The sequence below is a fragment of the Pseudomonas arabinosi genome (assembly GCF_047758675.1).
Lineage (GTDB): Bacteria > Pseudomonadota > Gammaproteobacteria > Pseudomonadales > Pseudomonadaceae > Aquipseudomonas > Aquipseudomonas arabinosi.
On the sequence record NZ_CP180480.1, the window covers coordinates 1,684,265 to 1,702,941 of the forward strand.

24 protein-coding genes are annotated in these 18,677 nt (G+C 58.6%); 22 read left to right on the forward strand and 2 right to left on the reverse strand.

Features of this window, described 5'->3' with window-relative positions; all coding sequences use genetic code 11:
• Positions 1-51: 51 nt before the first annotated feature.
• The 20 genes from ACMXYJ_RS07755 to recX all read left to right on the forward strand — a co-directional run bounded on the left by ACMXYJ_RS07755 (position 52) and on the right by recX (position 15,507).
• Positions 52-399, forward strand: a complete 348-nt coding sequence (locus ACMXYJ_RS07755) for a phage tail tube protein (RefSeq protein ID WP_056739184.1) — start codon at positions 52-54, stop codon at positions 397-399.
• On the forward strand, positions 396-692 hold the full coding sequence (locus ACMXYJ_RS07760) for a phage tail assembly protein (RefSeq protein ID WP_046054588.1): 297 nt from the start codon (positions 396-398) through the stop codon (positions 690-692). The genes ACMXYJ_RS07755 and ACMXYJ_RS07760 overlap by 4 nt, the downstream gene beginning before the upstream one ends.
• Positions 693-822: 130 nt before the next feature.
• A complete protein-coding gene (locus ACMXYJ_RS07765) occupies positions 823-2,505 on the forward strand; it encodes a phage tail protein (protein WP_415759337.1) in 1,683 nt (560 codons plus the stop codon).
• Positions 2,492-3,730 carry a DNA circularization protein gene (locus tag ACMXYJ_RS07770; RefSeq protein WP_415759338.1) on the forward strand — a complete coding sequence of 413 codons (1,239 nt, stop codon included), beginning with the start codon at positions 2,492-2,494 and terminating at the stop codon, positions 3,728-3,730. The genes ACMXYJ_RS07765 and ACMXYJ_RS07770 overlap by 14 nt, the downstream gene beginning before the upstream one ends.
• A gap of 3 nt (positions 3,731-3,733) precedes the next feature.
• Positions 3,734-4,774, forward strand: coding sequence for a phage baseplate assembly protein (locus ACMXYJ_RS07775; RefSeq protein ID WP_415759339.1), 1,041 nt, complete (start codon positions 3,734-3,736; stop codon positions 4,772-4,774).
• A 36-nt stretch (positions 4,775-4,810) separates the two neighbouring features.
• Positions 4,811-5,320: a phage baseplate assembly protein V gene (locus ACMXYJ_RS07780; RefSeq protein WP_415759340.1), complete on the forward strand. Its 510-nt coding sequence runs from the start codon at positions 4,811-4,813 to the stop codon at positions 5,318-5,320.
• Positions 5,320-5,718, forward strand: coding sequence for a phage GP46 family protein (locus ACMXYJ_RS07785; RefSeq protein ID WP_415759341.1), 399 nt, complete (start codon positions 5,320-5,322; stop codon positions 5,716-5,718). The genes ACMXYJ_RS07780 and ACMXYJ_RS07785 overlap by 1 nt, the downstream gene beginning before the upstream one ends.
• Positions 5,708-6,748 (forward strand): baseplate J/gp47 family protein, encoded by a 1,041-nt coding sequence (locus tag ACMXYJ_RS07790; protein WP_415759343.1) that lies wholly within the window; start codon positions 5,708-5,710, stop codon positions 6,746-6,748. The genes ACMXYJ_RS07785 and ACMXYJ_RS07790 overlap by 11 nt, the downstream gene beginning before the upstream one ends.
• Positions 6,739-7,338 (forward strand): YmfQ family protein, encoded by a 600-nt coding sequence (locus ACMXYJ_RS07795; protein ID WP_415759345.1) that lies wholly within the window; start codon positions 6,739-6,741, stop codon positions 7,336-7,338. Before ACMXYJ_RS07790 ends, ACMXYJ_RS07795 begins: the two co-directional genes overlap by 10 nt.
• 11 nt (positions 7,339-7,349) lie before the next feature.
• Positions 7,350-8,501, forward strand: coding sequence for a phage tail protein (locus ACMXYJ_RS07800; RefSeq protein ID WP_415759347.1), 1,152 nt, complete (start codon positions 7,350-7,352; stop codon positions 8,499-8,501).
• Positions 8,498-9,013 (forward strand): phage tail protein, encoded by a 516-nt coding sequence (locus tag ACMXYJ_RS07805; protein WP_415759348.1) that lies wholly within the window; start codon positions 8,498-8,500, stop codon positions 9,011-9,013. The genes ACMXYJ_RS07800 and ACMXYJ_RS07805 overlap by 4 nt, the downstream gene beginning before the upstream one ends.
• 134 nt (positions 9,014-9,147) lie before the next feature.
• Positions 9,148-10,188 (forward strand): phage tail protein, encoded by a 1,041-nt coding sequence (locus ACMXYJ_RS07810; protein WP_415759349.1) that lies wholly within the window; start codon positions 9,148-9,150, stop codon positions 10,186-10,188.
• 7 nt (positions 10,189-10,195) lie between these two features.
• A complete protein-coding gene (locus tag ACMXYJ_RS07815; protein WP_415759350.1) occupies positions 10,196-10,768 on the forward strand; it encodes a tail fiber assembly protein in 573 nt (190 codons plus the stop codon).
• Between the two features lie 85 nt (positions 10,769-10,853).
• Complete coding sequence (locus ACMXYJ_RS07820) at positions 10,854-11,750, forward strand: gp53-like domain-containing protein (RefSeq protein WP_415759351.1); 897 nt, start codon at positions 10,854-10,856, stop codon at positions 11,748-11,750.
• Entirely contained in the window at positions 11,751-12,197 is a 447-nt protein-coding gene (locus tag ACMXYJ_RS07825; protein ID WP_415759352.1) for a phage tail assembly chaperone, read from the forward strand. It abuts the gene before it with no gap.
• A gap of 35 nt (positions 12,198-12,232) precedes the next feature.
• Positions 12,233-12,796: a glycoside hydrolase family 19 protein gene (locus ACMXYJ_RS07830; RefSeq protein WP_415759353.1), complete on the forward strand. Its 564-nt coding sequence runs from the start codon at positions 12,233-12,235 to the stop codon at positions 12,794-12,796.
• Positions 12,778-13,314 (forward strand): lysis protein, encoded by a 537-nt coding sequence (locus ACMXYJ_RS07835; RefSeq protein WP_415759354.1) that lies wholly within the window; start codon positions 12,778-12,780, stop codon positions 13,312-13,314. The genes ACMXYJ_RS07830 and ACMXYJ_RS07835 overlap by 19 nt, the downstream gene beginning before the upstream one ends.
• Positions 13,315-13,394: 80 nt before the next feature.
• Positions 13,395-13,895 carry a CinA family protein gene (locus ACMXYJ_RS07840; RefSeq protein WP_415759355.1) on the forward strand — a complete coding sequence of 167 codons (501 nt, stop codon included), beginning with the start codon at positions 13,395-13,397 and terminating at the stop codon, positions 13,893-13,895.
• An 83-nt stretch (positions 13,896-13,978) separates the two neighbouring features.
• On the forward strand, positions 13,979-15,031 hold the full coding sequence (gene recA / locus ACMXYJ_RS07845) for a recombinase RecA (protein ID WP_150709927.1): 1,053 nt from the start codon (positions 13,979-13,981) through the stop codon (positions 15,029-15,031).
• A gap of 8 nt (positions 15,032-15,039) precedes the next feature.
• Positions 15,040-15,507: a recombination regulator RecX gene (recX, locus tag ACMXYJ_RS07850; protein WP_046046277.1), complete on the forward strand. Its 468-nt coding sequence runs from the start codon at positions 15,040-15,042 to the stop codon at positions 15,505-15,507.
• A gap of 43 nt (positions 15,508-15,550) precedes the next feature.
• On the opposite strand, the gene ACMXYJ_RS07855 is transcribed toward recX, so the two are convergent.
• The gene (locus tag ACMXYJ_RS07855; RefSeq protein ID WP_415759356.1) at positions 15,551-16,669 is read right to left on the reverse strand and encodes a TIGR00730 family Rossman fold protein; all 1,119 of its coding nucleotides are present in this window, start codon (positions 16,667-16,669) and stop codon (positions 15,551-15,553) included.
• A gap of 366 nt (positions 16,670-17,035) precedes the next feature.
• Here ACMXYJ_RS07855 and ACMXYJ_RS07860 point away from each other — a divergent pair, with 366 nt between their 5' ends.
• Positions 17,036-17,230, forward strand: coding sequence for a hypothetical protein (locus ACMXYJ_RS07860; RefSeq protein ID WP_415759357.1), 195 nt, complete (start codon positions 17,036-17,038; stop codon positions 17,228-17,230).
• Here ACMXYJ_RS07860 and ACMXYJ_RS07865 read toward each other — a convergent pair whose 3' ends face one another.
• Positions 17,231-17,656 carry a PA3611 family quorum-sensing-regulated virulence factor gene (locus ACMXYJ_RS07865; protein ID WP_033053929.1) on the reverse strand — a complete coding sequence of 142 codons (426 nt, stop codon included), beginning with the start codon at positions 17,654-17,656 and terminating at the stop codon, positions 17,231-17,233.
• Between the two features lie 189 nt (positions 17,657-17,845).
• On the opposite strand from ACMXYJ_RS07865, the gene ACMXYJ_RS07870 reads away from it, so the two are divergent.
• On the forward strand, positions 17,846-18,580 hold the full coding sequence (locus ACMXYJ_RS07870; protein ID WP_008153983.1) for a tRNA-uridine aminocarboxypropyltransferase: 735 nt from the start codon (positions 17,846-17,848) through the stop codon (positions 18,578-18,580).
• Positions 18,581-18,677 lie beyond the last annotated feature (97 nt).

Here is an 18,677-nt window from a genome sequence, read left to right on the forward strand (position 1 = left end):
TGTGATTTCAGCCCACCTCGCGTGGGCTTTTTATTTGAAGGGAGAAACACCATGGGTCAACTGATTGCGGGCACCTGCTACGTCAAAGTGGACGGCGCTCAACTGACCATCAACGGCGGCTGCGAAGCGCCCTTGTTGGCTGTGAAACGGGAAACCGTCGTACCGGGTTTCTACAAGGAAACCGACATCGCTCCGTCGTTCAAAGTGACGGCGCTGCACACCGCGGACTTCCCGCTCAAGCAACTGATCGCAGGCACCGACATGACCGTCACCTGCGAATTCAGCAACGGCAAAGTCTACGTACTGGCCGGCGCCTACCTGGTGGAAGAGCCCGTCTCCAAGGGCGACGACGCCACCATCGAACTGAAGTTCGAAGGCATCAAGGGGACCTGGCAATGACTGGCGCCGTGAAGCTTCAAGTCGCGATCGAAGCTCACGGCGAGCCCTTGACCGAACTCAACCTGCGCCGCCCGACGGTGCAGGAAGTTCGAGCGATCAAGGCGCTGCCGTACAAGATCGACAAGAGCGAAGAAGTCAGCCTCGACATGGACGTCGCGGCCAAATACATCGCGGTATGCGCCGGCATCCCGCCGTCGTCGGTCAACCAGTTGGACCTGGCTGACCTCAACGCGCTGAGCTGGGCTGTCGCGAGTTTTTTCATGAGTGCGGCGTCGGAGCCATCACCGACCTGATTTCAGTCGCCTATGACCTGGCCTGGTTCTGGAAGGTTGACCCCGAACAGATGATGGCCAGGCCACTGGATGTGCTCCGCGAATCGCTGGAGCACGCGCAACGGATCAATGCGATGCAGCAGGTGCAGTGATGGCAGACGAAGACACGATAAAAAAATCGGTGCTGTTGACCGGCATCGACGAACTGTCCCCCAAGCTCAAAGCCCTTGTTTCGAAGGTCGACAGCTTCAAAAATAACCTTGAGCAGGCCGGCCTCGGCAAGCTGGATATCAGCGGTCTGTTCAAGGGCGGTAGCGTGATCACGCCGTTCGTGGACGGGATCAAGGCGTCCGATGCGTTCAAGGGGAAATTGGCCGAGGTCAGTGAGTCGGCCAAGGCGGTTGACCTGCCGAGCGCACCCGAGAGCGCCGCGCAAGGCATGAATATTTTCAGCGCGTCGATGGCCAAGGTCTCGACCTCCATCGACGCCGCGCTGGCACCGGCGGTCGCCACGCTAGTGGTCGGTCTTGAGCCCTTGTTGACGGGTATCGGCAGCTTGCTCAACGACAACCCGAAACTGGTTGAAGGACTGGCGATCGGTGCCATGGCGTTCTCGGCGATGCAAACCGCCGTGACCGGTGCGACCCAGGTTTTCGATCTGATGAACAGGGTGCTCAAGACCAATCCGATCATGCTGATTGCCATGGGCGTCGCGTTGGCGGCCGGCTTGATCATTGCCAACTGGACGCCGATTTCAGCGTTCTTCATCAACCTTTGGGACGGCGTGAAAAATGTCGCCACGAAGGCCATAGCGGTGTTGAGCACGGTATTCAGCTGGACGCCGCTGGGGATGGTGATTGCCAATTGGGCGCCAATTGCCGGGTTCTTTTCCGGTATCTGGGAGGGCATAAAAGCGGTGACCGCATCGGTTGTGGGCTTCCTCAAAACGGCTTTTTCCTGGACGCCCTACGGGATGATCATCGACAACTGGGCCGGGTTGACCGGTCTGTTCTCGGCGATCTGGGAATTGCTCAAGGCCCTGACGGTGCCGGTGATCGACTTCCTCAAAGGCCTGTTCGACTGGACTCCGCTGGGCATGATCATCAACAACTGGGGAGCTATCACTGGTTTCTTCAGTTTGCTCTGGACCGCTCTGCAAGCCTCGGCGCAAGTGGTGAAGGATTTCTTCATCAGTGTGTTCGAGTGGTCGCCGATGACGCAGATCGCGGCCAATTGGCAACCGATCAGCGAGGTGTTTTCGGCGTTGTGGGGCGTGGTGCAAGCATTGGCCGCGCCGACGCTGGAGTTCCTGCACGGGATGTTCGAATGGTCGCCGCTGGGGCAAATCATCAAGAACTGGGAACCGATCACCGAGTGGTTCAGCAGTCTGTGGAAAAAGCTCCAGGACGTCATCGCGCCGATCAAGGAGTTGTTCGAAGGCGGCTTCGCGGGCGTGATCGCCAAAGTCACCGGCAAGGTCGAAGGCCTGGCCGAGGCGCAGAAGCAAACCAATGCCGAAGGCAAGGGTGAATTGGCACCGGCGTTCTTTGGCGCCAGCACCGAACCGGCGTCGAGTACAGAGTTGTTGCCCGCAAGCTTGCCGCAAAAACCGTCGATGCTGATGGGCTCGTTGACGCAAAACTCCAGCGCGCTGATCCAGCAAACCGCCGCCAACAACCGCACGCAACTCGAAGGCGGCCTGACCGTGCGCTTCGAAAATGCGCCGGCCGGCATGCGTACCGATCAGCCGCAAACCAATCAACCGGCGCTGGCGCTCAATTCGCGCATCGGCTACCGCACACTGTCCCTTGGAGGTTCCAATGAGCTGGCGTGATCGTTTGATGCCGGCGTCGTTTCGCGGCGTCCAGTTCTGGGTCGATCAGGCGAAAAACCCGGTCGGCCAAAAGGGCCAGTTGCACGAGTACCCGCAGCGCGATCTGCCTTATTTCGAGGGACTTGGCCTTCAGGCGAAGATTCACGATTTGACCGCATTTGTCGTTGGCCCCGATTGCCTGGAGCAGCGCGACAAACTGCTCATGGCGCTGGAGCAGGGCAGTGGTGAGTTGGTTCACCCGTGGCTGGGGCGTCTGCAGGTCAAGGTCGGCGAATGCGACATGACTCACACCCGCCAGGACGGCGGGCTGGTGACCTTTACCCTGAAGTTTTACCCCGATCAACCGGTGCCGTTTCCGACGGCAGCGGTCAGCACGCAGAAGCTATTGCTGGTGTCCGCGGACAGCCTGCTGGGTTGCGCGGTGAAACGCTTCGAAGACGCGATGACCTTGATCAAGGCTGCGCGGATCGGCATTGCCAATCTGCGCAACAGCATCAAGGAGGCTTACGAGGTGATTCAGCAGCACCTCCAGCCGTTGATCGATGAGTACCAGCAGATCAGCGATCTGGTCAAAGCCGTCAAGGAACTGCCCAAGGATGTGGCGGCGGAATTCAAGGGATTGATCGGCGACATCAACGAACTGAAGGACTTCGCCCGTGAAGGTTATCGTGGCGTGATTGCCAACGTCTCCCAACAGGTCGAAGCCATCAAGAAGGCCGACGCGCCGAAGTTGACCACTGGTAAGGACACCACCGCCGCGGCCCAGGCGTTGACCAACCTGGTGCAGGACACTTTGATTGTGCAAGTGGCCCAGTGGGTCGCGTCGATGCCGGTGGCTTCGCAGGCAGTCAAGCGGGTCACCAACCTGCCGGTCGGGCATCAGGCTGTGCTACCGACCACGCACCAGGACGTTCCGGTGGTCGACGATTTAGAGGCCTTGCGTGTGGCACTTGAGGAGGTGTTCAGACTGCCCGAGGCCAAGGCGGATCCTGCGCACTATCTGGCGATGAGCAATCTGCGCCAGGCGCTCCGGGCGCATTTGAAGGCGGTCGCGTCGTCGGGCGTTCGACTGGTCAGCAAGTCTTTCAAGCAAAGCCTTCCGGGGCTGGTGGTGATCTATCAGCAAAGTGGAGACGCCACGCGAATCGCTGAAGTACTACAGCGCAACGGCATTATTCATCCGGGGTTTCTCCCGCTGGACGACGTGAAAGTCTTGGGGGAATAGACCATGAATGAACTCGACAACAGCGTGTTGCTGACCGTTGACGGTCTGGAGTACGGCGGCTGGAAAAGTGTTGAAATCACCGCGGACCTGGAGCGTCAGTTCCGCACTTTCAAACTCGACATCACCTGGCAATGGCCGGGGCAAACGGTCGACCGACCCATCCGCCCGGGTGCGCCCTGCCAAGTGCGAATCGGTTGCGATCTGGTGCTCAGCGGGTATGTGTTCAAGGCGCCGATCAGCTATGACGGGCGGCAGATCAGCCTGAGCATCGAAGGCAGTTCCAAGACTCAGGACCTGGTGGACTGCGCGGCGATCAACACGCCCAACCAATGGCATCAGCAATCGTTGCTCAGCATCGTCGAAGCGCTGGCTGCGCCTTATGCCGGGAAAGTGGTCAGCGAGATTCCGGAAACCACGCGGCTCGGCAGCCACACCCTCGTGCCGGGGGAAACGGTCTTTCAGTCGATCGACCGCTTGCTCACGCTGTTTCGGGTGTTTTCCACCGATGACGCCGAAGGCCGGGTGGTACTGGCCCGGCCGGGCAGCGGTGGGCGAGCCAGTGATGTGCTTGAGCTGGGCAAGAACATTCTGTCGGCCAACGCGCCGATGGACTTCAGCCAGGTGTTCTCCGAGTACCGGGTGATTGGCCAGCACAAGGGCGGCGACGAGAAGAGCGGTGCGGCGGTGAGCGAAGTGTCCGGGGTTTCCACCGACCCGATTATCGGACGCAAGCGGGTCACCGTGATCAGCGAAAGCGCGCAATTGACCCCGGAACTGGCGCAGCAACGTGCCGATTGGGAAAGCGGTATTCGCGTCGGCAAGGCTGGCACCACGACCTATCGGGTACAAGGCTGGCGGCAGTCCAACGGTGATTTGTGGAAGCACAACACCTTGGTGCGGGTGATCGACAAGGTGTTGGGTTTCGACCACCACATGCTGATCTCCAAGGTGACTTACTCGCTGTCCGAACAGGGCTCGGTGACCACACTGCAAGTGGCGCCGCCTTACACCTTCGATGCGAACCCGGTGCCCCCCAAAACCTGACACCCCGACAAGCCTCGCTCCTACAAGGTAATCCACATGAGCCTACTGACACGCCTCCTGGCGCGCGGCACTGTCGTGCTCGCCAACTCGGCTACCAAGCTGCAATCGCTGCAAATGCGCCTCACCGCCGGCGAAGTGAACGACGACATGGAGCACTTCGAACCCTACGGTTTCACCAGCAATCCGCTGGCCGGCGCTGAAGGCATCGCCACGTTTCTGGGCGGTGATCGTTCCCACGCCATCGTGCTGGTGGTCGCCGACCGCCGCTATCGCCTCAAGGCACTGGCCCAGGGCGAAGTGGCGATCTACACCGACGAAGGCGACAAGATCCACTTCAAGCGTGGACGGATCATCGACATTGAAACCGCCACCCTGAACATCCGCGCCAGCACCGCCGTAAACATCGACACACCGACCCTGACCCAGACCGGCAAGATCGTCTCTCAGGGCGATCAGATTGCCGCTGGCGTCAGCCAGATCAAGCACGTGCACGTCGGCGTGCAAGCGGGCAATGGCCAGACCGGCGTGCCGGCGGGAGGCCAGTGATGTTTATCAGCCAAAACCTCCACGCCGCACTGACCCGATCAGTGCTGATCAGCCTGTTCACCTGGCGCCGCGCCGCCGATGACGATGCCCTCGATGACGAAGACCGTTTCGGCTGGTGGGGCGACACTTTTCCTACGGTCGCGGACGACCGTATCGGCTCACGCCTGTGGCTGTTGCGCCGGGTCAAGCTGACCCGGCAGACCCAGATGGACGCCGAGTTCTATGCCCGCGAAGCCTTGCAATGGCTGATCGACGACGGCCATTGCAGCGCCATCGACATCATCAGCGAACGCCTCGACGCCCAGCGCCTGAACCTGCGCACGGTCCTGACCCTGGCCGACGGCGAGCGCCTGGACATCAACCCTGATAACAGTTGGCAGGTGATCTATGCCGTTTGAAACCCCTTCGCTGCCGGTGCTGATCAAACGCACCCAAAGCGACCTGGCCAGCGATTCGCTGCGTCAGTCCGATGCGCAAGTGCTGGCCCGCACCCTCGGTGGCGCCGCCTATGGCCTGTATGGCTATCTGAACTGGATCGCCGAGCAGATCCTCCCGGACAAGGCCGATGAGTCGACCCTGGAACGGATCGCCGCACTGCGCCTTAACCAGCCGCGCAAAGCCGCACAATCGGCCAGTGGCAGCGTCAGCTTTACCGCCAGCGCTGGCGCTGTGCTGGACGTTGATACTCTGCTGCAATCGAACGACGGTCGGATTTACAAAGTCACTTCCGCCCGCATCACCAGCAATGGCTTGAACGGCACCACCATCGCCGCCCTCGACGCCGGCAGTCTCGGGAATGCCGACGTTGGCATGTCGCTGATTCCGGTGCAGCCGATCCTGGGCATTATCGGCAACAGCTTCACGGTGCTGGCGCCGGGGTTGACCGGCGGGGTTGCTCGGGAAAGTCTGGAGTCCCTGCGGTCCCGGGTGATTCGCTCTTACCGGATCATTCCTCACGGCGGTTCGGCGCAAGACTACGAAACCTGGGCGCTCGAATGTCCGGGGGTGACCCGTGCCTGGTGTCGTGGCAGCTATCCCGGCCCTGGCATTGTCAGTCTGTACATCATGCGTGACGACGATGCGCAACCCGTCCCCAATCCCGAGCAATTGGCTGAGGTCCAGGCCTACATCGAACCGCTGCGGCCGGTCACCGCCGAGTTGCGTGTGCTGCCACCGGTACAAGTGCCGATGACTTACCGACTGAGTCTGAAGCCCGACACCACGGTCGTACGCGCCGCCGTTGAGGCGCAACTGCGCGATCTGCATAACCGCGAAGGAGGCCTGGGCGACACCCTGCTGGTGAGCCACATCCGTGAAGCCATCAGCAGCGCGACCGGCGAAAGTGATCACGATCTCAAGTCGCCTACCGCCGACGTCGATGCTGCGAGCAACCAGTTGCTGACCTTCGGAGGTTGCGTATGGCAGTAATCAGAACCGCCGCGCAATACCAGGCCCAACTGCGCAGCCTGCTACCCAGCGGTCCCGCGTGGGACCCGGAGCGGGTCCCGGAACTCGAAGAAGTCCTTGAAGGCGTCGCCCAGGAACTGGCCCGCCTCGACGCTCGCTCCGCCGACCTGCTCAACGAAATGGACCCGGCTGGCGTGAGCGAACTGGTGCCGGATTGGGAACGGGTGATGAACCTGCCCGACCCGTGCCTGGGCGCGACGCCACTGTTCGACGACCGACGTCTGGCCGTACGCCGACGACTGCTCGCCGTTGGCAGCCAGGCCATCAGCTACTACGTCGAGATCGCCAAGAGTCAGGGTTACCCGAACGCCACCATCACCGAGCTTGATGTCCCGCGAATGGGACGGGCCCGGTTTGGTCAGGCGCATTTCGGAACATGGCAGGCGCATTTCATGTGGACGCTCAACACCGGTGGCCGCCTGCTGCTGGGCCGGCGTTTTGGTGCGAGTTACTGGGGAGAGCGCTTCGGCGTGAATCCGGGTTCTGCGCTCGAATGCCTGATCCACCGCAGCACACCGGCGCATACCAAGGTGCACATCAATTATGACTAGGGAGTAGAGGGATGGATTATCCGAGAAGTGTGCCCAGCGCCGGGTTGGTGAATGGGAAGTTTGTGGATGAGAACCCGTTGACGGGGACGCCGGGGTCGTTGATTCCGGCGGACTGGGGGAATGGGGTGACGGAGGAAATCGTGAACGTCATCAAGGCCGGGGATTTGACGCCGGATGAGACGAATTACAAACAATTGCTGCAAGCCATTCAGAGCATTTCGGCCAAGGGCTGGAATCTGGATTCGGCATTGCCGATTGGGTCGTTGCCACCGGCTACGGTGGCCACAGCTGATGGGCGTTTGGCGGTGACGCCGGTCGCCGCGGCTACGAATGGTGGCAAGGTTTCGATTCCGGCGGGGGTATTTGTCAGTATCGGACAGGAAGTCGTTGCGGGCCAGTTGGGCCGTCCTCGAACGTTTACGACTCAAGCATGGAGCAGTGCGGATCTGTTGCCGATGTCCAGTTATTTTCTTCGGGTCCAAGTGATCGGCGATGCACTGACTTTTTACATGCAGCGCGGTGCTTTGTATGACGCGCAACCTGAGGGGCTGAAGGGTACCGTCAATGGCGCGGCAGGCGGTGGTTTCCAGTCCACGCCGCTGGATATGTGTATCGCATGGGTTGTGACGGCAGCCCCGGGCACGACGCCAGTGATACGACTGATCTACAACCGCAGCAGACTGTCCTGGACCCAGACCGTGAACGGAAATGGGGTGGTTTATCTACCGCTGGATCCCCAAGCCCGTGCTGCACGCCTTGTGGTGGGCAATCCGACGCCTCATCCAACGGCAATTACTGGCGTTTCTTTCGCGCCGGGGGGATGGGCGGGCGGCAACTACTCTTATTTATCTCCGGTTAGCACGGGGGTTAGTAATTGGGATGGTTGGGCCACAGTCGGTGCATCGGCTTGTATTTTTACAAGTAACGTCGTTAACGATGCAACGGTCTCCACCCTGACCGCTAGCTTCGACCATTCGGAGTTACGTTCGCTCTGGCAGACGTATCAAGCCGAGCATACGTTTAACTCCGGGATCGCTACCAGTGACGAGTTGCTTTTCTCTATGGGAATCAAATTCTTCTCTCAACCTGACTATTCAAATGGCATAGCGGTCAACTTTTCTGCTGCGGTCAACGTTAACTTTTCCTGGGAGTTGATTCGATGAATGTCATTCAAGAACTTCACCTGTTTGAAGACGGACTTCGTCCGGCCCGGCCCTCTCCATCCCATGATTGGGATGGTGAAACGTGGGTGTTGGATTCTTTGAAAGTCGCAGAGCTGGAACAACAGGAAACCGAACGCCTGTGCGCCAAAGTCGATGCTGCTGCAGACAACGCACGCACTGCTCTGGCCGGTGATTCACTCAAGGCACTGGAATATGCCCAGGCCGCCGTTGCCGCCCAAGCCTACAAGGACGCGGGCTACCCGAAAAAGGACGTGCCGATGGCCGTCTCCGCATGGGTCGTTAAAGGCCGAACAGCTAAACAAGCCACCGAGCAGATCCTGAGCAAAGCCGCACAGTTAAGTGACAATTTGCTGACCCTGCGCACCTTGCGTCTCAAGGCGAAAATGCAAATCCGCGCGCACGCGGCCAAGAGCAAGATAGATCTGGCCCGCAGCGCTGGTGATGAAGCATTGGTGGCTATTCGTGAATTCGTCAGTGGCATGGCTGACTAAGCGAGAACCCTTCAACTCCCCTGTTCAGGCCCACGTATTCGTGGGCTTTTTTTTCTTGAAAAAACCGTGGGCGCGATTGCACCGATAACCGCATCGACACGGTTCATTTGTTATTTCAGAGGAACGAGAGACGTATGGATTATCCAAAAAGCGTGCCCAGCGTCGGACTGGTCAATGGCCGGTTCGTCGATGAAAACCCCGTGGCCGGGACGCCGGGTTCGTTGATCCCGGCAGTCTGGGGGAACAGTGTGACCGAAGAGCTTCTGGCCGTTATTACAGCGGCCGGAGTGACGCCATCCGAGGGTGTTAACGATCAATTGTTGGTGGCCTTCAGGACGCTCCTGAATTTGGCCAGCCCCATGTCTTCGCGGGTGACTGAAGTATCGACATCAAGGGCGTTAATGCCAGAAGAGCTGGGGCTGGTACTGATTAACGCCAGTGCGACGGAGACGACTATTACCCTGCCGGCAGCAAGTTCGTTGTCAGGTGTTCGGGATGTCGTTGTTCGACGGACTGACAACAGTGTTAACCGCTTGGTGGTACAGGCCTCAGGTAATGATCGAATCAAGTTCCACACTCACTTGTCGCCAAACGGATACCCGTTTCTGGTTTTGATGGGGGCGGGTGATTGGTGGCACTTACGAAGCGATGGGGCGAGCAATTGGTGGCCCGTCGGGCGCTTCGATGCAACGCCATTGGGAAGGATTGTTCTTGAGACGACAACCGCGTTCAGTCCTGGTGGTTATGGCGCGTTGAACGGCAGAGAGTTTTTTCGCTCCGAATGGCCCTGGCTTTGGGATCACGCCGTTCAGTCCGGAATGTTGCGCGCAGAAGTCGACCGCACCGGAGGTTGGAGCAGTGGCGATGGGATCAAGACGTTCCGCGCCCCGGAAGTTCGAGGTGAGTTTATCCGCGTTCTCGATGAACAACGTGGCGTCGATACTGCGCGCGCAGCCGGGACCTGGCAGACGGGTACCAATATCACGGGTGATAACGGCGCCGCTCCAGCGGTTCAGGGTATTGCCAACATTGCGACAGTAGGGGCTGACCCAACAACCTTTACCGGTCTCTGTTACTACGTATCAGCCACCATGACCGAGAATCTGGGCAGTACTTACTGGGGGATGACTCGCCCCAGGAACATTGCTTATCCAGGTCGATTGAAACTAATTTGAGGGACGTATGGCTTATTACTATTTAAATGAAAGTACTCAAGAGTTGACCGGTCCTGTCGAGTTGCCGGTCATTCCAGGTATGGGCGTTGTATTGCCGGGCAATGCGATCGAGTTACCAGAAGTTCTGCCTTCCGCCGAAACCGGTTATGTATGGGTTTGGCGTACCGGTGCCGCTTCGCAACTGATCGATTTGCGCAACCGCCCGATGTATCGCAAAGACACAGGTGGCCTTCAATTCTGGTATGAGTTAGGCCCGTTGCCTGACTATCTGACTGTCAAGCCTCGACCCGGCGAATATCATGTTTGGCTAAATGATGACTGGGCGCTGGATTTGGCTGCCGAACGAACAGGCAAAACCGCTGAAGCCGGCGCGGAGCGAGACAATCGTCTGCGTGAGATTGTTATTCGCATCGCGCCGCTGCAATACGCTTATGAACTGGGTGAGGCCACCAATGTTCAACTGGCCACTCTGCAAGAGTGGAAACGCTATACGCTCAAGTTGATGAGCATTGAACAACAACCGGACTTCCCACTGGTCGTTGACTGGCCGGCTTCACCTGTCAGCGTCGTAGTTGTATAAACCCTGAAACTTATTAATAACTGGAAGTGCAGTCTCGTGTTACCAGCACGCGGCTGCCTGCAAAATATCAACGGAAGGATATACCGTGGACTATCCCAATAGCGTCCCCAGCGCCGGTCTGGTGGACGGCAAGTTTGTCGATGAAAACCTGATTACGGGGACTCCGGGCTCGTTGATCCCCGCCCGCTGGGGTAACGGTGTCACTCTGGAGTTGTTGAAAGTCATCGAGGCTGCCGGTATCAAACCGTCAGAGGCGAGTAACGATCAACTGTTGACGGCGTTGCGCAGCAACAAGCTGTTTGTGACCGCGCCACAGTTCGACAGCGATCAGTCAGTTGCCACCACTGAATTCGTGACCCGCAGCGGTCTACAGTTTTCAGGTTTCAACGTCTTTCCCGCGAGCGCTACGCTGACCGCAGCCAACGTGGGCGGGGTGGCGAGTTTTGCCAGCGCCACGCCGATCACGGCGACGTTGCCGTCCATCAATGGACTTGCCCATGCCAGCACGATCCATGTCATCAACGCCGGAAACGGCGTGCTGACCATCAACCCGGCTGGCGCCGAAGTCATCGAGACCTGTAACAGCACGTTCGGGCCGGTCAAGCTCGGCGTCGGTGACTCCGCGCACTTCATCAAGCTGAGTAACGAGTGGCGCTTGTATGGGGGCTCGGTCAGCGACAAGTACGCATCGTCCTTCTCCGGCGTCTACGGCAACGTCGGTTACCAGAAGTATCCCAGTGGCAACATTGAACAATGGGGCGTCGGCACCACGGATGCCAATGGCGATGTCTATATCACCTTCCCGATCTCGTTCCCGACCGCTTTTTCTTCGCTCGTGGCCACCCATGTGGGCGGCGACGGGGCGATGGTCATCCTGGTCGGGGGCACCGGGACCAAACAGGGCTGCCGCCTGAAGGTTCGGAGTTTTTCCGGTCAGGTGCAGGCGGGATGGAGCGTGAATTATTTTGCAAAGGGCTATTGAATGAACGCGTTCAATGTTTTGTTTAGCGCAAGTACCTGTGGTGTTTATGTTCCTGGAATCAATGCGTCGGATATCCCTTCCGATGTCATAGAAATCCCCCAGGCTTATTGGATTTCGTTACTCCAACAGTTGGCTGTAACCCCGAAAATGATTTCTGTACGGGCCGATAATGGCTATCCCGTTCTTGTGGATACACCGCCTCTTGTGCCGGAGGAAGCAGCGAAGGCCGAGCGCCTTTGGCGTGATACTCAGTTATCGGCCACGGACAGCATGGTTGCCCGCGACAGGGACGAGCTGGAGGATGGCGGTGGCACGACGCTGACCACCGAGCAATACGCCGAGTTGCAGGCCTATCGCCGTGCACTTCGGGATTGGCCGCAAGGGTCGTTTTTTCCTTTCACTGAACATCGACCCACCATGCCACTTTGGCTGAATGGATATCTTTGACACGAACCAGACACTCGTCAGGGCCTGGGGGTTATATGACCGTTACGCAGCAACAACTACAGATCGTTATGCCCAACGCCCGCTCTCAAGCGGGCGTTTTCATTTCCGCCCTTAATTGCGCCATGACCCACCGCAACATCAACACCGCCAAACGCATCGCCGCATTCCTCGCGCAAGTCGGCCATGAATCGGGGCAGTTGCAATACGTGCGCGAACTGGGCAACAACCAATACCTGAGCAAATACGACACCGGCACCTTGGCCTCACGTTTGGGCAATACCCCGGAGGCTGATGGTGACGGCCAGAAGTACCGCGGTCGGGGGCTGATCCAGATCACAGGTCACAATAATTACCGGGAATGCAGCCTCGGCCTGTTTGGCGATGAACGTCTGCTGGCGCTGCCGGAGCTGCTGGAACAACCGCAATGGGCCGCCGAATCTGCTGCGTGGTTTTGGGACCAGAACGGACTGAACGAACTGGCCGACCGTGACCAGTTCAACAGCATCACCCGCCGCATCAACGGTGGCCTGAACGGTTTGCAGGATCGCTTGCAACTCTGGGCGCGGGCGAGGGCGGTGTTATGCCAGCCTTCGGTTTGATACCGATTTCTTACCGCGTCATTGGCATTGTTGTGTTTCTGGCTGTGTTGGCCGGTGGCTCCGCGGCGCTGGCCTGGCGCTTTCAGGATTGGCGTTATGGCGGGCAACTGGCGGAACAGGCGAGAGTGCACGCCGAGGCGCTGAATCAGGTGACCCTGGCAGCCGCGACGCAGCAACAGGCCGAGCAGAACAAGCGCCTGGCGCTGGAACAGCGACTGTCGGCCAGCGAACAAACCCATTATCGAGCGCTTAGCGATGCCCAACGTGATCAAGTTCGCCTGCGCGATCGTCTTGCCACTGCTGATGTGCGCTTGTCAGTCCTCCTCGATGCCCATGACATCGCCTCTGTCTGTGCAATGCCAACCGGCTCCGGAGCCGGCAGCGTGGATCATGGAGTCGCGCGAGCCCGACTTGACCCGGCGCATGCTCAGCGAATTATCGCCATCACCGACGCCGGCGACCGCGGACTGATTGCCTTGCAGGCCTGTCAGGCTTACATCAGAGCCCTCGCTCGCTAACATTTTGATCGATCCTGCGCCTTGCAAGCGCGTTACGCTCGTGTACGGTAGTTCTCATTCCGCTTGCTCAGGAGATGACCGTGAAAGAAATCACCCAACTGGCCGCTGAACTTGGCAGGCGCTTGCAGGTTCTCAATGCTCACGTCACCGCCGCCGAGTCCTGCACCGGCGGCGGGATCAGCGAGGCGATCACCCGGATTCCGGGGAGTTCGGCATGGTTCGAGGCTGGTTATGTCACCTATTCCAATCGCCAGAAAACCGAGCAATTGAATGTCCCGGTCGAGTTGTTTGCAACGGTGGGGGCGGTCAGTCGCGAGGTGGTCGAGGCCATGGTCCGAGGCGCGCAGGAGAAAAGCCGGGCGCGTTTTGCCGTGGCGGTCAGTGGTGTGGCGGGACCGGATGGTGGTTCGCCGAGCAAGCCGGTGGGTACCGTGTGGCTGGCCTGGGGCGTTGGTGAACAGGTGTTCAGCGAGGTGCAGTACTTTCCCGGCAACCGTGACGAAGTCCGCCGACAAACGGTGAAGGCCGCGCTAGAGGGGCTGCTGCGCCATGCCACTGGAGAAATCTCAAATCAGGGGTAGGCGATCCTGAAACGCTGTGGAATAATACTGGCTACTTATACAGGTGTTGGCCGTCAGGCCTTATTGATTACGTGAGGACTTTAATGGACGACAACAAGAAGAAAGCCTTGGCTGCGGCCCTGGGTCAGATCGAACGTCAATTCGGCAAGGGTGCCGTAATGCGTATGGGCGATCAGGACCGTCAGGCGATCCCGGCTATCTCCACTGGCTCTCTGGGTCTGGACATCGCGCTCGGCATTGGCGGTCTGCCAAAAGGCCGTATCGTTGAAATCTACGGTCCTGAATCCTCCGGTAAAACCACGCTGACACTGTCGGTGATCGCCCAGGCTCAAAAAGCCGGCGCGACCTGCGCATTCGTCGATGCTGAACACGCCCTCGACCCTGAATACGCCGGAAAACTGGGCGTCAACGTCGACGACCTGCTGGTTTCGCAGCCGGACACCGGCGAACAAGCCCTGGAAATCACCGACATGCTGGTGCGTTCCAACGCGGTTGACGTGATCATCGTCGACTCCGTGGCTGCTCTGGTTCCAAAGGCTGAAATCGAAGGCGAAATGGGTGACATGCACGTGGGCCTGCAAGCCCGTCTGATGTCCCAGGCGCTGCGTAAAATCACCGGTAACATCAAGAACGCCAACTGCCTGGTTATCTTCATCAACCAGATCCGTATGAAAATCGGTGTGATGTTCGGCAGCCCGGAAACCACCACCGGTGGTAACGCGCTGAAGTTCTACGCTTCGGTTCGTCTGGACATCCGCCGTACTGGCGCGGTGAAAGAAGGTGACGAGGTTGTTGGTAGCGAAACCCGCGTCAAGGTTGTGAAGAACAAGGTGGCTTCGCCGTTCCGTCAGGCTGAGTTCCAGATTCTTTACGGCAAGGGCATCTACCTCAACGGTGAGATGATCGACCTGGGCGTGCTGCACGGTTTCGTTGAGAAGTCCGGCGCCTGGTATGCCTATGAAGGCACCAAGATCGGTCAGGGCAAGGCTAACTCGGCCAAGTTCCTGGCAGACAATCCGGAAATCGCCAAGAAACTTGAGAAGCAGCTGCGCGACAAGTTGCTGACTCCAGCGCCGGACGTCAAAGCATCGCCAGTCAAAGAGACTGCTGATGACCTGGCTGACGCTGATATCTGATTGATCCGATGACCGCCGTACTCGATACACTCGTCGCGGTGCGGCGAACCGCAATGGACCTGCTCGCGCGACGCGAGCACGGTCGAGTCGAGTTGACGCGTAAACTGCGTCAACGCGGCGCCCTCCCTGAAATGATCGACACGGCACTCGACCGTTTGACGGAAGAAGGCCTGCTGTCCGAATCGCGTTACCTCGAAAGCTTTGTTTCCTACCGTTCCCGTTCCGGTTATGGCCCTTTGCGTATTCGTGAAGAGTTGAGCCAGCGCGGCCTGCAACGTACCGACATCGAACTCGCTTTACGCGAGAGCGGTATCAACTGGCAGGAACAACTGGAAGACACCTGGCGGCGAAAGTTTTCCGGGCACTTACCGATAGACGCCCGGGAACGTGCCAAACAGGGCAGGTTCCTGAGTTATCGGGGATATTCCATGGAAATGATCAGCCGCTTGTTCAGCGGCCGAGGGATGGACGATTGACTGAAACGGCTCGCTATTTCGATAGCGGGCCGTTTTTTTTTGTCTACGTAACCTTGGACGGCTCCCGCGAGCGCTGTTGCGCCAGGGGTTGGGATTGCGCCCAGTTTTCCGGCAGGTTGATGTAGTCCACCAGTTCCCGCAGGCGTCCATGATCTCGGGCGTTGAAGGTGAAGGCCAGTCGCGCCAGGTGGCTGAACTGCGGTTCGTCGTGTTCCTCTCCACTGTAAGCATGTTGATGGAAATGATCGCTCAGGCACAGGTCGGCAAATGCCTCTTGCATGTGTTCGAGCGCCTGGTCGCTGAGCTTGTGATTCATGCGGATCACGAATTGATGCTTGAGCCAGCGGCTGGAGTGGAAGTTGCTGTAGAACTGGTTGATTTGCTCCACAGCCTCTTCGGCGCTGTAGACCAGACTCACGAGTTTCATATCGGTCGGCAGGATGTAGCGATTTTCCTCCAGTTGATGGTGAATGAAGTCCAGTGCGCCTTGCCAGAACTTGCCGCCGGGAGCGTCCAGCAATATCACGGGCACCAACGGGCTTTTGCCCGTCTGGATGAGTGTCAGCACTTCCAGCGCTTCATCCAGAGTGCCGAAACCGCCAGGGCACAGGACCAGCGCATCGGCTTCCTTGACGAAGAACAGCTTGCGGGTAAAGAAGAAGTGGAAGGGCAGCAGGTTGGTAGTGCCGTTCACGGTGGGATTGGCATGCTGCTCGAAGGGCAGGGTGATATTGAATCCCAGGCTGTGTGCCAGGCCGGCACCTTCGTGGGCCGCCGCCATGATGCCGCCACCGGCACCGGTGATGACCATCAGGTCTGAGCGCGCCAGCGCTGCGCCGAGCTCTCGGGCCAGACCGTACAGCGGATGTTCTATCGGCGTTCGGGCCGAACCGAAAACGGTGACCTTGCGGCGCCCCCTGAATTGCTCGAGCACACGAAAGGCGTGTTCCAGTTCACGCAGGGCTTGAAGGGTGATCTTGGCATTCCAGCGATTGTGATCTTCCTGGGCCATGCGTAGCACAGTCAGGATCATGTCGCGGTAGATCGGGATGTTCGGGCTGTTGGGTGAAACAAGGTTGAGTTGCTCTTCGACCTTGCTGATGAGGTCGTGGCCGCTTTCTTCAAAATGACGGCTCAGGAGGTCATTCGGTTGGTAAGGCATCAACTTCTCCTTCCATACAGGCTCTGTTTTTCCCTTGGATGAAGGAAACATTCGCACAACAAGACGTGCAATGGGCAGCCCCTTTCCTGCCCTGAAAAGTAAACGTGAACACTATGAATCTAGACCCTCATAGCGTTTTTCGCTGACTTGATCATTGCGCTGCAAAGTCTTTCCTGGCAACCGCTTATTGGCGATTTTCAAGGTGCTTTCACCGCTCGTCTGAACGCAAGGCGAGTGTCTGACAGTCTGATTTACTGAATTACAGGCACGACACGACAACTTTGCGTCAAAGGCAGGACGTACGGTACAAGCGGTTCAAGGATTTTATCGCTCAAGCAAGGGCGAGGTGCAGGGAGGCGGGAAGCGATGGCCAGAGTCATTCTGGAGATCGATACGCAATTGTATCGATTACTGAAGTCATCGGCCGAGACCAATCATTTGAGTCTCGAGGAGGAGTGTTGCCGGCGCCTGGAGGTGGCCGACCGACGTTCCCGTTATTTGCAGGCGTTGTTGGCAGAACTGCGCGCCGAGGATGAACAGCGGCGCGCCAATTCCCGATGATTACTTCTTCTTGGTCGGAGCCGCTTTCGGGCAGTCCGATTCCTGATAGCTGGCTGAGCCGACGGAGCGGTTGGTCTTCACCTCAGTGAAGTCGTAACGCATGACCGCGCCCTTGGCCATCAGTTTGCGGAACGATGGGTTGTTGCATACAGAGGCGCCAAGCTGGAAATACACGGCTTTGGGGTCGGCACGCATCTTGTTGGCGTGGCTGCTTTGTACGCTCAGATGGTTGATCAGCGTGTTGCCTTCGACGGTGTAGCCCTGATCAAGAATGTCTTCGTTGATCGCCCGTGGAGTACCAACACTGCTTTGTGTGGCGACGTTTCGCAGCTCTCTGTTGAGATTCTGCTCACTCAAGGAAGCAGCCTGAGCGCTGAAGGACGACGCCAGCAAAATGGCAGCGGTGGGAACGATAAGGCGCAGCATGAAACTCTCCTGGTTCAGTGACTGGTGGTTCGACCCGTCACATGACTGTGCGTTCAGTGGCGGCGAATTATAGGGGACGAGGCCTGGACGGTACAGGCTTGCGCCGCCTGCTCTGATAAACTGCCGCCACTTTCTGCCCTGCCGAGTGTTTTTCGTGTCGATTTTCTTCCCCTGCCGGCGTTGCCTGCGATGAACCCTGCAACCCCACGCTTTGCTGCAAACGCAGTAGCCCGCTTGCGCGATGAGCGAGAGGAAGAGGGCATCAAGCCGATTCAGGCCCGAGGCTGGAGGGCGCCGCGTTGCCGAGCCTGCCGCGTGATCGAGAGCCACTGCCTGTGCGCCTGGCGCCCGCAGGTGGAGGCCCGCTCAGGCGTGTGCCTGATCATGACCAACAAGGAAGTGTTCAAGCCGAGCAACACTGGTTGGCTGATCGCCGATGTGGTGCGCGACAACCATGCGTTCATCTGGTCGCGTACGGAAGTTGATGAGCAACTGCTGGCGCTGCTGGCCGACCCGCAATGGCAGCCCTATCTGGTGTTTCCGGGTGAGTATGTCGAGCCCGAGCGTGTCACAAACAGCGTCGATGCCGATAGTTCGAAGCGTCCGCTGTTCATTCTGCTGGATGCCACCTGGACGGAAGCCCGGAAGATTTTCCGCAAAAGCCCCTACTTTGATCGGCTTCCGATCCTGAGCCTGTTGCCCGAGAAACTGTCGCGGTACCGGTTGCGCCGATCGACGCGCAGCGAGCATTTATGCACCGCCGAAGTGGCGGCACTGTGTCTTGATCTGGCGGGTGATACTGAGGCTGCGTCGGCGCTGGACGCTTATTTCGACGTGTTCAGCCAACATTACCTGGATGCCAAACATCAGCTTGAAATGGATGTTTCAACACCGGCACACGCCGAGCTGATGCCTTTTGTGTAAATCGGTGCCCTGTCACGCGCTGATTGTCGCCCATACTGCAAAGAACTGTACTGGCCATGCACCTTGACCACCCCGACTTCGCTGGGCATGCTTGGCG